This window comes from Alteromonas sp. HB246098, from assembly GCF_054890645.1.
In genome coordinates, this window is the sequence record NZ_JBTZUG010000001.1 from 1,047,586 (window position 1) to 1,061,289 (window position 13,704).

The window sequence follows — 13,704 nt, forward strand, 5'->3', positions numbered from 1 at the left end:
TTTAATTCATAACCGTCTTCAAGAGTTAGGGGAAATTAGTATCGTAAAGGGCACATTGGTTTTCACTGACAAAGTATTCGACTTCACCATTTAGCTTCAATCGAATGTTCTCTCTACCCTGAGTAATCTTTTCGCGCTATTCAAAAACGCTTTCTAACCCGCTTGATACTAATATGTATTTAGCTTTTTCGAAGTACTCGGACAGCACTTAGATTTATAAACAAATGCAACATTCGCCCTCTCCATTCCTGCTCTTGAATGCCAAATATTAGTTCTTTATCAATAAAACCCGCTCATGTCAGGCGTTAATACACAAAAATAAAAATTTACTCTTCTTCTATGCGAAACTGCAGTGGTGTCTTCATTATAAGCTAACTGAAGAAATCTAACTTTTTGTTTTGGAAGATTGCTTTTGATCGTTTAAGCCTATTCTGAGCAGATATCAGTGTAAGTTCGTTGAAAGGTCCAGGAGCAAGAAAAGTCTACGTCTAGTGTAAGTAAGCTGATTTGATGTTACAGATTGATCTACCAATCTACCATACTATGCGATGACTTCGTCACAGCCTACCTTTCTATTAAACAAGCGAAAGATGTGGGGAAAGCTTTAATAATAGTGAAATGGTATTTTTTACAATGTCATTTAAGTGCGAACCAAGAGAAGATTTAAGGAATAAAGATGCGACATGGAAAGTGTAAAGTTAATTTACTTCGTAACTTTATTTGATGAGGAGGTTAAAACATGATTAACGGTAGCCATTAAATATAGATTCAAAAAAGCTTTTTAATAGTGATTCGCAAATAAAAAAGCAAGCCAGCTATTATTACCTGACTTGCTTTCACTCAAGAACGTAACGCTTTAATTAGAAACGAGCAGTAAAGCTAGCTTGCATATAACGACCTGTTACATCATAAGCTTCTGATACTGTGTTGATACCAGTACCGCCGTTGACTGAGCTTTGGTTAGCTACAGGAGGTTGTTTATCAAAAGCGTTTCTTACTACCAGAGATATGTCCATATTGTCGCTGATCGCATAAGAAGCCGAAACATCATGATAAATAACTGATGGGAATTCGTTATACTCTTCCAGTGGCGCGAAGTTAGTGAAGTTATAGTTATTACCTTCAACAGAGTCAACTGAAGATGCCCAATAGCGCATTCTCCATGTGAAGTTCCAGTCTTCATAACCATAAGACAGGTTAAGATTAGCGCGGTCATCTGGATATAGGACTTCACCAGCAAAATCTACAGAGTCACCTGATTCAATACCGGTTACTATGTATTCAGAAGTATGATTCCAGATAAAGTTTACACCAAACTGGCCGCCTACTAGGTCAGTGGTGTACGCCACTTCTACGTCGAAACCCTTGGTGTCGATGTCGTTTTCATTACTCGTACCACTATGAACTTCAGCTAGTGCACCATTCGCATCGCGAACAACGTTACCACCACAGTTTGGATCGAAGTTTGTGCTCTCGAAGCAACGTCTAACCACCGTAGAGCGTGAAGTTGTGCTTATCGCGTCCTCAATCGAAATATCATAGTAATCTACGGTTAGAGATAAACCATCCATGACTTGCCATACAGCACCAGCACTCCAGTTATCTGAAGTTTCTGGTTCAACATCGGGGTTACCACCAACAGTACCGCCAGTACTTTGTGACTCGACTTGTGTTAGAACAAACTCTCCGTCACGGGCAACTCGTGCCGAAATCTCGGGAATAGATAAACAATTTTCTGCTATCGTACCTGTGCTGTCTGCAGTGATACCAGAACAAGGGTCTGAAACCCCTGCGAAAGTTTCTCCTCGACCGCCAAATAAGTCAGCAATGTTAGGAGTACGTATTGCTGTTGCTGCTGAAGCACGAAGCTTAAGCGTATCAATAGGTGAATATTCAACACCTAGATTCCACGTAGTTTCACCGCCCACGATTTCATGGTCAGCATAGCGAGCTGCAGCGTCTACAATCAAGTTCTCTAAAACCGGAATGCTTGTTTCTATAAATACATCGTTTGTGTAAAAACTACCGTCTGTAGCATCTGCCTGGTTAGTACTCGAAGCACCTACTTGAGCAAAATCGCCAGGTTGGAATTGACCTTTCTCTAAACGGTGCTCAACACCAAGGGCCACGTTAACAAAACCGCCCGGAAGTTCTAAAGGGGTCTCTCCAACAACAGTGGCGCCGAAAATAAACTGTTCTGCTTCACCTGTTGCTTTCGCTGGAGTACTAACATATCGAACAGCTTCTTCAGAAATAGTTCCTTCACCCCAGATATTTAGAGGCACACATCCATATAAACGCGCAGTTTCATCCGCACATACGATTTCGCCAGTGTCAGGATCTTCTACTACATTAAATGCTTGATAAGCTCGCTCTAAATTTACTTGGCCACCATTCTCTTGCCATTGGTCGGTTTTACCCCAACTAACAAAAGTATTAAGTGCCCAGTTATCGTCGATGTTCCAATCAAGTCCAGTTGCTATACGTACTGTGTCGCGCTCCATATTGGTTGAACGAGCTCCAAACTCAACCATACGTCTTACAGTCCATGGAATGTTGTCATCCATTGTGAGGCCGTCGTTCATCAAGTTTTGTACCAACAAATCTGGAAGCATAGGATTTGACATACTAATGCCACCTGTACCACCACGAGATGGTTTGAAAACGTCTTCTACATTAAAAGGTGTAGGCTCAATTGTAGAATCATAAGTTTCTGAAGAGTTCCAGTTCGCTTCAGCAAAATATCGAACGTCATCGTTTAACTCTTGTGTAAAATTAAATGCAACATATTTACGCTCAAGAGGCGTCACTAACTGACGAAAAGACGCACGGTTAAATGAATTTTCAGATCCAACATACGGTGTACCGTCAGCATTGTAACCCCCAACTCGACCTTGTGGAGGATAAGAGGAATTCTGAATATCTACGTATTCATCACCGTTTTCATCTAGGAAAACTGCTTGATCATAACGAGAAAAATCTCTATCAGAAGCTTTTAAACCTTTGTCGTCATCATACCCCATCGCGATAGTAACGCTTCCAGAGTCCCAAGAGTTACCTGCAGTGATGTTTACTGCATTTTTCTCTCTGTCAGACTCTCCTGAGATGCCGCTAGTTACATTTACTTCAACACCTTCAAAATCTGAGCGAGTAATGATATTAACTACCCCTGCAACCGCGTCTGAACCATAAATTGCAGACGAAGCGCTTTTAAGAATCTCAATGCGCTCAATCATTGATGCAGGAATAGAGTTAAGATCAACTGCGTAACCACTAGAAGGAGATACACCAGAAACGAAACGACGACCGTTGACCAAAACAAGAGTTCTTGATTCACCTAGGTTGCGCAAAGCCGTTGTATTAAGACCAACTGCAGTAGTTGAAAAAGAACTATTTGATTGATCGCTTGACGCAATTGAAACAGGTGATTGATTAAGTACATCTGCCGCGTTGATTGCACCGATTGATAAAATTTCATTACGTCCAATTACCGTAATTGGAACTGGTGATTCGATATCGGTACGCTGAATACGAGAACCAGTTATCTGAATTTTTTCGACTGTTTCAGCAGATTGCTCTTCTTGTGCATTAACAGCACCTGAGAATGATAAAGCGGACGCAGCACCAAACGCGCACGCTAGTTTGACTGATTTAGCCAGCTTAGAATTTGTAAACATGTATTGTCTCCCTGGACTTGAAAATACGTTTTAGCATTTCAGCATCGTCTTTATAACGATTTATTATTAGTAAGGTTTGGACCTCATAATGATAATAAACACAAGCTCAATTCAGGGTCAACAAGGATCAGATAAACGGTTCTGGAAAGTTCAATTTTTTTTTCTACACCTCTATAAAAATTGTAACAAAATAGCTACAAAAACGAAATAAAGTCTTTTATTACAATTAGATAAAATGTAAAAAAAGCACCCAATTTATTTCTGATTATTTTTCATACCGACCACTTAAACTGGTTGTTATTTAACCTTGCGCAGGTTGAATTTTATACCGAAATCTAAAATTAAAAGACAATTTAAAAGGACACTTTATATTCACTTAAACGTTCTAAATTTAAATTTATGAGGCTAAACAACCCTATATACTTCTTTTTACTTAGCCTCTATACGAACAGAAAAAATGTTGAAGCAATTATAAGATAAAGTTAATAAATTAAGATTACTCACTGTTGTAGATAAAACCCCAAGTATTTACGCACTGCTTCGGGCAATTCAGGCAACACACTTTTAGGCAATAAAAAAGTTGCCATATTGAAAAAGTCTAGAAAAATGCGATTGGACTCGGTGGTTTTCTTTAGATAGTGGTGACCAGAAGAGCCGCCCGTCCCTATTTTAGTACCTAGCATACGCTGAACCATCATTGCATGACGATAGCGCCATATCGTTAATTGCTCATCCACTTCAGTAAGTGCTGTGATAAGTTGAAAAGGAAGATTGAATATTGGCTCTTCCGAGTATTGCTTTATAAATAAAGCTGAGAGCATGGCCTTATGGCTTAAACGGAACTTATCTTCACCTCGAAGTTTTTCAAATCTAGTTTCATCAAATAAGGCATCGAAGTTTTCTCTAGTGGCTTTTAGATCCTTCAGCTCCTGACGCTTTTCTGTCTCCGACAACATATCACTAGTAGAAATGGTGCTATGGTCATCTTTCAACATTTCGTCAGCAGCATTTTTATAGTATTGCCAAAAGTCGAAGCCTTCAGTTTTTAAAAGGGGCATGCGAGAAAGCCAATCATCGACCAATTCAAACAAGCTCGGCTTGCTTTCTAAACTTTCGAGCAATGCTCGGTCCTTGTCAGTAAGCCGGTTATAAAAGCTTTGCTTGTCAAAATCGATCCTAAAATCACGTTTTAAGCCAAGAGAAATTTCTAAACGTTTGAACTGGATACTCTGAAAGCCCGATGCGGGCACAAGATAATCTCGAAACGACAGAAATTGCTGCGGTGTCATGGTTTCCATGATGGCAATTTGGTCGTTCATAAGTTTTTGAATTTGTATGATTCGCTGCAGTCTGTGTACAACTAACGTTAACTGCTGGTCTTTCACCGTTTCTTGGTTAAACGTATCAATAACGGCATTGAGTTCGTGAAGGATCTGTTTAAACCAGAGTTCGTAAACCTGATGTACGATAATGAACAACATCTCTTCGTGGGCCGCGTCGCCGTATTTCTCGCTTTGCAATTCTTGCGCGCCTAGTACCTTATCTAGATGCAAGTAATCGCCGTAGTAGCAGGGCTCTATATTTTTCTTCATTTTATTATTGCCTTATTACTGATTTGAACCGTGTAATACTAACACCGTCACCTCGACATCCCCAGAATACAAGCTATACATTATAAGGTTACATAGCTAAGGGTAATGTCGTATCGCGGTGGGCGTAAACGAATGTATCCATTACAAGTGTAAAGGCGTAATCTGAACTAGAGGTTTTAACTAAGCTAAGAGTTTCTTAAAAGCTCAAAGGCTTTCTTGATTTAGGGCTCTTTTAAGCTTGAGGCTACTTGTGTAACGTATTGCTTGCATACTATTCAAAACGCTAAAGCACGATGCTTACAAAAACTATAAGGGGAACGAAGGTGAAATTAGACGACGATATTCACAATTATTATGAACACTTGGTCTTAGAAAGAATTAGTAAACTGGGTCTTGATACGACGAAAAGCCCCGATTATTTGGCAGATTTGTGCTGCCTTGCGCTCAATCAGGTTCCGCCGCGTTACATTCGATATGAAGTTGATATGGCATTTTACCTGCCGCAAAGTGAACGCAACCAAATGGAAATGAATGTAGAGCACGCGATTAGCAAAGCACTGAAATATTTAGACGAAGCAGATAAAAGTAAGAAAGAAAATACGGAAGAAGGTATAGAAGAAGTAGAATAAGAGATTTGGGTGGCAGGCCTTCAGCCACATCCCGGCACATGAGTCGTCTGCTGCGGCTGCTCCCTTCCAGGCCTGACCGGGTTCACAGAGTATCATTGCGGGAGGACCAAAAGCCCACCATAGAAAACCGCATTCAAAGCAAAGTCATTCGCCCCTGCCTGAGTGCGGGGCGCATTATGACTATTTGGCCAAGAGTTTTCAACCCTTTATAGAAAATCTCTCTTCAGCAATTACATTTGCGACACGGTTAGTCGCCGCCCCCTCCTGCTCAGCGCGGGTATAAATTTCTTTTAGCGTTTCGCCAATTTGTTCAATATGTGCGCGTAATGCTTCGTTAGAACTCGATTCCATACGCTGATGGAAGATATCAATAACACCGCCTGCATTGATCACATAATCTGGCGCATACAATATGCCCCGCTGTTGAAGTAACTCACCAATGTCTTCACGAGCAAGCTGGTTGTTTGCTGCACCTGCAATCACTGTGGCTTTAATCGCCGGTAGCGTTTGGTCATTTATTGCAGCACCTAATGCACAAGGTGCAAGTACATCCACATCTAAACTCAAAATCTCTTCAGGCGCTACCGCAGTTGCACCGAACTCACTCACCGCTTTCTCAACACCTTCTGGGTAAATATCAGCAACGTAAAGTTTAGCGCCATGTTCATGTAAATGCTTAGCAAGACGATAGCCAACGTGCCCCATTCCTTGAATGGCCACACTGACTCCATCCAAGCTGCGCTTCAATCCATACTCTACGGTAGCCTTTAAACCAACAAAAACACCATATGCCGTTGACGGTGCGGGGTTTCCATCGGGGACTTCGCCCGCATAGTGATACTGAGCTTTAACACCCGCTATGTAATCAGACTCAGTTGCCATGGTTTGTAAATCAGTTACTGAAATGCCTGAATCTTCAGCGGTGAAGTATTTTCCCCCCAATGATTCTACGAATTTACCCATCGCTTTCATCATTTCCGGCGATTTTGCTTTACGAGGGTCACCAATTATTACCGACTTGCCGCCGCCAAGCTCTAAATTGGCCATCGCAGCTTTATATGTCATCCCTTTAGATAGTCTCAATACGTCGGTCAACGCCTCACTACTGTTAACATAGGGCCACATCCTACAGCCGCCAAGCGCTGGGCCGAGGTTAGTGTTGTGTACAGCAATAATGGCACTCAGGCCCGCCTTCTCGTCGTGATAAAACGCAACGTGTTCGTGATTATCGAACTCTGGGTGATCAAAAACTGACATATTTTCCCTATTAATACTGTGATGAGTTAAAGCCTATCCAAGTCTGAGCTGTCACGAATTCTAGACGGTGCTCATTTGGAATGATGTGAGAGTCTGATAACAATTTGCGATACACTTATTGGCTTAGCGTCGGCATCGCAAAGATCATCAACATTTTGAAAAGTGTATCTGATAATTCTGAGGACATGCCTTGCAAAGTTTGTTAATGAATTTTACAAACTGAAACACAATAGAATTGAATACTATTTTTCTAGGACAGCTATCCTAGAATTTATTTTGATATATAATAAACATCATAAAGACGACGGAAACAGTGTTAATGAAATTGGATAAGTTTGACCGTGAGATTTTACGCGTACTTCAGCAAGACGCCACGGTATCAATGGCAGATTTAAGTCAACGTGTTGGATTGTCACATACACCATGTTGGCGTCGCGTAAAGAGAATGGAAGCCGATGGAATCATCCTAGGTAAAGTTACTTTGCTAAATAGCAAAAAACTCAATTTGGGCGTATCAGTTTTTATCTACGTTACGCTCAAAAACCATGACGGTGACTCGCTGACCGACTTTGAAAATGCGGTTCAAAATATCGATGAAATAGTAGAGTGCCACACCACAAGCGGTGAAAAAGACTATTTGCTGAAAGTGATAGTGGAAAGTATTGAAGAATATGAATTTTTACTTAAAACGAAATTGACGCATCTTCCCCTTGTGGACCACTTAAGCTCAACATTTGCATTGAAGCAAGTGAAAAACACCACCGAGCTTCCCATTAAACGTCAATAACAAAAAATGATGGGGTCAGAGTCATGACTCTGACCCCATCGTTCATGACTCTACATATTAAAGTGCGTCGGATTGATTCTCAGGTCTCGCCTGCTCAAATGCATTCAACTCATTACAGTTGCTCGCTATTTTACTGATTAGCGGATAGCGAGTCATATCCACATCAAAGCGCTGTGCGTTGTACACTTGCGGTACTAAACAGATATCAGCAAGGGTAACGTCAAAGTCGAAACAATACTTGCCAGCTTGGGTTTGTAGGCGTTGTTCAATTCCATCAAACCCCAATGTGATCCAAAGCGCAGCCCACTTGGCCACATCATCTTGAGAGGCCTCAAAATTACCTTTAAGCGCATTCAACACACGAAGGTTACCTATGGGCTGAATATCACAGGCGATATCTTGCGCTAACGCTCTTACTCTTGCACGCTCTGTTCTGTGCTCTGGCACTAGCTTGTACTCACTTTCATACCGCTCGTCAAGATACTCAATAATGGCTAAAGATTGATTGAGAATGATATCTTCGTCTTCATCAACAAATGTGGGGACGAGGTGTGCTGGATTTAATCGTGAATATTCACTGCTATGTTGCTCACCGCCGTTATTGACAAGGTGCACCGGCACATACTCGTAGTCAACGCCCTTTAAGTTAAGTGCAATACGCGTTCGATACGAAGCGGTTGAACGCCAATAACCGTAAAGCTTGATGCTCATGGGAGTACTCCATTGGTCAAACATATAGTCAAAGAAAGCGCTGGTTGTCGTTACGCATTAGCGCTTTCTCTACTATAAATAATAGTGTGGGAAACAATGGCCAGCACGGTTAATAAAGGCCAGCACTGTGAACAAAAAGATCGTTGCCGCTTTTACCACTAAATCGCTACTAAATCTCTAGTTCAGTGGTTTCACTTGCTGTTCGATAGCACCGAACACTGAGTTACCCTCTGTATCTAGCATTTCAATGCGAATACGGTCACCAAACTGCATGAAAGGCGTAGAAGGTTTGCCATCGCGTATTGTTTCAATCATGCGCACTTCTGCAATGCATGAGTAACCTACCCCACCTTCAGAAATAGCTGAACCATAATCGGTACCTTGCTTATTTGACACCGTACCAGAGCCAATAATTGCACCTGCGCCTAAATTTCTGCTTTTTGCAGCGTGTGCAACTAGCTGACCAAAATCAAAGGTCATATCTTGTCCCGCTTCGGGCTTGCCGAACAATTCTCCGTTATAGGTTGAACGTAACGGCAGATGAACTTTATTGTCTTTCCAAGCATCGCCTAACTCGTCTGGTGTTACTGCAACCGGCGAGAAGCTAGAAGCCGGTTTAGACTGAAAGAAACCGAACCCTTTGGCTAGTTCACCAGGAATCAATCCACGGAGGGATACATCGTTAACCAGCATTATAAGGCGGATACGCTCTGACGCTTGTTCTGGTGAACATGCCATTGGCACATCATCGGTAACAACGGCAACTTCTCCCTCAAAATCTATGCCCCAATCGTCACTTGGCAAGATAATGTCATCAAGAGGCCCTATAAAGTCATCTGAACCACCTTGATACATTAGCGGATCGGTCCAAAAACTTTCGGGCATTTCTGCATTTCGTGCCTTTCTCACCAATTCAACGTGGTTCACATAAGCGCTACCGTCAGCCCATTGATACGCACGCGGTAAAGGAGACTCGCAGCGAGAAGCATCGAACGGAACGCTTTCGCAGGTGTCGTCATTAAGTGCTTGGTACTTCATTTGAAGCTGAGGCGCTATCTCTTTCCAGTTATCCAGCGCGTGCTGCATTGTTTTTGCAATGTCCTTTGCACTGCAAGCGCGAGAAAGATCTTTTGACACTACCATCAGGCAGCCATCGCGAGTTTCATTTTTATAGGTAGCTAGTTTCATTATTCGTTCCTCGACATATCTCTTTTGCTTCGGCCATGTGCCTAACCTCTCAATTTGTAGAATTGTCAAATGAGAGTAGCCTTATTGCGCCAGCAGATTGTAAGCATTATGTGAATATAGTTATGCCACTAGTTGGTATACATTGAGAAGTGTTGGGGTTACGAAGTTTTGTTTGGCTGTAAGAAAGGGTGTACGCGCAATATTGTCAATCGTGCACGAAAGGCGCTGGGTGTCTGCTTCTTAGGTGATGTAAATTTATCGTAACGGGGGACGTAGCCTTACCAGAAAGCCCCCAAGCAGTATTGCCCTTTGCTATTGTGAGTGAAACAAAGGGCAATACTTTTTTAGTTGGTTAGAGCTTAACGGTCGCTTTGTTGATGCCATACTCTCGCAACTTATTGGCAATAGCAGTATGGCTCAAGCCTAGCTTTTTAGCTAATTGGCGTGTACTTGGATAGGAAGGGTATAAGCGCTTGAGCAGGTCTTTCTCAAACTTCTTCACTTCCTCATCTAATGTTCCGTCGAAGTTCTCATCTATATAGGTAACACTAGGAGCGCAGCTTGGCAGTTGAATATCTTCTTTGGTAATTTCCTTTCCATCTAGCAATGATAATGCGCGGTAAAGGGCATTTTGAAGCTGCCTTACATTGCCTGGCCATGGATATTGCTGAAGAAAATCTACACAAGACTTGCTTAGTTTTGCTGGACGGCGGCCCAGTTTAGTACTGTGCTGCACAATAAAAGATTCGGCGAGAGGTACTATATCTTGCCTTCTATCTTTTAAAGACGGCATAACCAAGCTCAACACGTTTAGGCGATAATACAACTCTTTTCTAAATCGCCCCTCTTCCACTAACTGACCTAAGTCACGGCACGTAGTACAAATAAATCGCACATCGACTTTAACCGGTTCCGAGTCTCCCACGCGTCTAAATTCACCATCCTCTAAAACTCGAAGCAGTTTGGCCTGAAGCTGTGAAGACATATCGGCTATTTCATCAAGTAAAAGCGTACCACCTTTCGCCTGCTCTAAGAGCCCCACCTTTGCGCTTGGCTGGTTAAACGCACCTGCAGCGTAGCCAAATAGCTCAGTTTCAGCCACGCTGTCGGGTAGTGATGCGCAATTAAGTGCTAAAAATGCACCTTCGCTGCGGCGGCTAGACTGATGACATGCCCTCGCAATCATCTCTTTACCCGTGCCTGTCTCGCCAAAAATTAGTACTGGCGCGTCTAGGTCTGCTATGCGCTTAGCTTCGTGAACCACGCGCTTCATAAACGGCGACTGAGTGATAAAGCGATCGAAACTGTCAGTAGGCGATTGGTGAAAAGCAGTAAATTGTTGTCCTAGGCGCATTTCCGATTTCAATATAACAACGGCACCTGCCATAATCATATTTTGCTCACCATCGGGTACGGTGATTGGCAGCATATCAGCAAGATAATCCTGCTGAATAAACTTCACTTTTGAAGACTGTGGGCCCGGAGACTTTCCATCCATCCATTTAGTGAAGTTGAACCCCTTAACAATCTCACTAATTTCTGTTCCTATGATTTCACTGCTTGGCATTTCAAGCCCTGCGCTTACCGCTTCGTTACACAATAAAATATTGCCTTTTGCATCTATAGAGAAAACGGGATCAGGTAATGTTCGTAAAATGGCGGAGAGTTGGTTTTTCTCTCGCTCTCCCGGCATGAATAAAGTTGTTTTTACATCATCAATACCATCGATGCGGCGTATTTGAGGCATTAAGTGCTGAAAATCAGCAAACTCGATATTGGGAAAATTTAGGAAAATTTTACCTGCGGGATCAATTTCAATACCACGCAAATCTATTTCTTTGGTAACGAGGATATCTAAAACATCTTGAGTGATTCCAAGACGGTCCTGACAGCTTATTTCTAGACGCATAGGGTGTTATAGCTTTATTGTAAACATATATGTACAGGATATCATACTTTTACAAAAAGATAACAAGATAAATGTTACAGAACTTTAAAATTGCGATGAGCTGCTTATTTTAAGACGTAAATTGCGCAAGGACAAAGGACTAAACCCCAGAAACAAAAAATGCCGCTTCGATGAGCGGCATCCTATATAAAACACATTTAATTAACAATAGCGTTAGCTGGCTTTTTTCTCTTTCGGTGGGAAAAGTGGGGAAAACAACCCTAACGATTTTGCCTTTTCCACTAGTGCCATGATGTCCATTTCTGCTAATTCGAACAAATGGTCGAATTCCGGCAAGATATAATAAAGAGGCTGCATAATATCGATACGATAAGGCGTTCGCAGAGCGTCGATAGCAGTTAGTGGATTGCGTAATGGTGTGTCGCTATCTAACGCGTAAATAGTTTCGCCTGGTGAAGACAGGATACCCCCGCCATATATTTTTAATTCATCCTTAGCTCGCACTAGTCCGAATTCTACGGTGAACCAATAAAGGCGCGCTAAGTAAACTCGGTCTTCCTTACTTGCCGCTAAACCCAACTTTCCATATGTGTGGGTAAAATGAGCAAAAGCTGGGTTTGTTAACAACGGGCAGTGTCCAAATACCTCATGAAAGATATCGGGCTCTTGAAGGTAATCGAATTCTTCTCGCGTACGAATAAAAGTAGCAACAGGAAATTGCTTGTTTGCCAGCAACCTAAAAAACTCTCCGAAGTTTATTAATGCAGGCACCTCAGCGGTTTGCCACCCTGTTTTTTCCATCAGAACTTTATTAATGTCCGGCAACTGGGGGATTTCTTTTTCGTTTAATTTCAACAAACCAAGCCCGTCCAAGTATTCTTGGCACGCTCTTTCTTTTACCAGTGGAATTTGTCTCGCATACAACTCTGACCAAATTTGGTTTTCTTCATCTGACCAATGGATAATGCCATTCTCATCAGATTGTCTCGACTGGTATTGTGTTGATTTTGGCATAACTTCTGTGACCAATAGGTGTGAAATAACTTACCTTTTAGTCTAATGAATTTCACGATGCCGAAAAGTGGATGACCTCATGGCACCTTCATATTTGCTGTAACAGGAATTTTACATAGGTAACTAAAGCTTTTGATTTAGATAATAAAAAGCCGCTCATTGCGAGCGGCTTCTTTTTAGATTTTTTGAGATGTAAGGCCAGTTATAGACGACTAATTTCTTTATTTAGCTGATATTCACGAGACGTTACATACGTTTCCATTTTACGTAGACGAACTTCTGCTTTTTCAAAACGATTGCGAATATCGTGAAACGCCTGTTTTGGTGGCTCTCCAGCCTGCCAAACTTTAGTTTTAACCTCAACTTTAGGACTTTTCACCTGTCCAGCGTTTGAATTCGTCCAACCTTTACCTTTTGAAAAAACCGGTGGAGTAGCTGCATTTTCTAGACCGGCTGGCTTCTTGTCTAAGATAAACCATGCAGCAATGTAGGCAACAAAGATAAAGGGTCCTGCAAGTAAAAAGAAACCAGTAACAACGAGAATTCTTACAAGCCAGGTTTCTAGTCCAAAGTAGTCTGCTATGCCTGAACACACACCTGCAATGCGCGCATTTTCGGGGTTGCGATAGAGCTGCTTACCATTTCTCATGCTCTATTCCTCCACTCTGGCGCCTCACTATCTAGAATGGCTTCTAGTGTCTCAATGCGCTCACTCATTTTCTCTGCTTTTTCAGCAAGATCTTGTAAAGATGCGTGTTCCTCTGCACTCAACCCTTGATTGACCTGCTTTTTGCTTCGATAGTGTAAAATTAGCCAAATGGGAGCGACAAATATTGAGAACACCACAAGGGGCATAACCAACACTGCAATTGTACCTTCATCCATCTCAATGTCTCCTACAAACTCTGATGTAACTACCCTCTTCACGGTTTTCCATCAA

Annotated in this window: 11 protein-coding genes and 1 other RNA gene; 2 read left to right on the plus strand and 10 right to left on the minus strand. The window is 42.0% G+C overall.

Annotated elements, in window-relative coordinates; translation table 11 throughout:
* Positions 1 to 860: 860 nt before the first annotated feature.
* Together ACYTPF_RS04490 and ACYTPF_RS04495 are read right to left on the minus strand one after the other, a co-directional pair.
* Entirely contained in the window at positions 861 to 3,677 is a 2,817-nt protein-coding gene (locus ACYTPF_RS04490) for a TonB-dependent receptor plug domain-containing protein (RefSeq protein WP_461851348.1), read from the minus strand.
* A 500-nt stretch (positions 3,678 to 4,177) separates the two neighbouring features.
* The gene (locus tag ACYTPF_RS04495) at positions 4,178 to 5,269 is read right to left on the minus strand and encodes a tryptophan 2,3-dioxygenase family protein (protein ID WP_461851349.1); all 1,092 of its coding nucleotides are present in this window, start codon (positions 5,267 to 5,269) and stop codon (positions 4,178 to 4,180) included.
* Positions 5,270 to 5,592: 323 nt separating this feature from the next.
* Here ACYTPF_RS04495 and ACYTPF_RS04500 point away from each other — a divergent pair, with 323 nt between their 5' ends.
* Positions 5,593 to 5,898: a late competence development ComFB family protein gene (locus tag ACYTPF_RS04500; RefSeq protein WP_179982700.1), complete on the plus strand. Its 306-nt coding sequence runs from the start codon at positions 5,593 to 5,595 to the stop codon at positions 5,896 to 5,898.
* Positions 5,899 to 5,913: 15 nt separating this feature from the next.
* Here ACYTPF_RS04500 and ffs read toward each other — a convergent pair.
* Together ffs and ACYTPF_RS04510 are read right to left on the minus strand one after the other, a co-directional pair.
* Positions 5,914 to 6,010: signal recognition particle sRNA small type (gene ffs, locus ACYTPF_RS04505), an RNA gene on the minus strand.
* An 86-nt stretch (positions 6,011 to 6,096) separates the two neighbouring features.
* Positions 6,097 to 7,155, minus strand: a complete 1,059-nt coding sequence (locus ACYTPF_RS04510; protein WP_179982699.1) for a Glu/Leu/Phe/Val dehydrogenase — start codon at positions 7,153 to 7,155, stop codon at positions 6,097 to 6,099.
* A 319-nt stretch (positions 7,156 to 7,474) separates the two neighbouring features.
* On the opposite strand from ACYTPF_RS04510, the gene ACYTPF_RS04515 reads away from it, so the two are divergent.
* Entirely contained in the window at positions 7,475 to 7,942 is a 468-nt protein-coding gene (locus ACYTPF_RS04515; RefSeq protein ID WP_014948689.1) for an Lrp/AsnC family transcriptional regulator, read from the plus strand.
* Positions 7,943 to 7,999: 57 nt separating this feature from the next.
* On the opposite strand, the gene maiA is transcribed toward ACYTPF_RS04515, so the two are convergent.
* The 6 genes from maiA to pspB all read right to left on the minus strand — a co-directional run bounded on the left by maiA (position 8,000) and on the right by pspB (position 13,649).
* Complete coding sequence (maiA, locus tag ACYTPF_RS04520; RefSeq protein ID WP_461851350.1) at positions 8,000 to 8,653, minus strand: maleylacetoacetate isomerase; 654 nt, start codon at positions 8,651 to 8,653, stop codon at positions 8,000 to 8,002.
* 177 nt (positions 8,654 to 8,830) lie between these two features.
* The gene (locus ACYTPF_RS04525) at positions 8,831 to 9,841 is read right to left on the minus strand and encodes a fumarylacetoacetate hydrolase family protein (protein WP_461851351.1); all 1,011 of its coding nucleotides are present in this window, start codon (positions 9,839 to 9,841) and stop codon (positions 8,831 to 8,833) included.
* Positions 9,842 to 10,193: 352 nt separating this feature from the next.
* The gene (gene tyrR / locus ACYTPF_RS04530) at positions 10,194 to 11,750 is read right to left on the minus strand and encodes a transcriptional regulator TyrR (protein ID WP_179982697.1); all 1,557 of its coding nucleotides are present in this window, start codon (positions 11,748 to 11,750) and stop codon (positions 10,194 to 10,196) included.
* Positions 11,751 to 11,963: 213 nt separating this feature from the next.
* Positions 11,964 to 12,764 (minus strand): phenylalanine 4-monooxygenase, encoded by an 801-nt coding sequence (gene phhA / locus ACYTPF_RS04535; protein ID WP_461851352.1) that lies wholly within the window; start codon positions 12,762 to 12,764, stop codon positions 11,964 to 11,966.
* Positions 12,765 to 12,966: 202 nt separating this feature from the next.
* Complete coding sequence (gene pspC / locus ACYTPF_RS04540; RefSeq protein ID WP_461851353.1) at positions 12,967 to 13,413, minus strand: envelope stress response membrane protein PspC; 447 nt, start codon at positions 13,411 to 13,413, stop codon at positions 12,967 to 12,969.
* Entirely contained in the window at positions 13,410 to 13,649 is a 240-nt protein-coding gene (gene pspB, locus ACYTPF_RS04545; protein ID WP_039222985.1) for an envelope stress response membrane protein PspB, read from the minus strand. Before pspB ends, pspC begins: the two co-directional genes overlap by 4 nt.
* Positions 13,650 to 13,704: the final 55 nt, after the last annotated feature.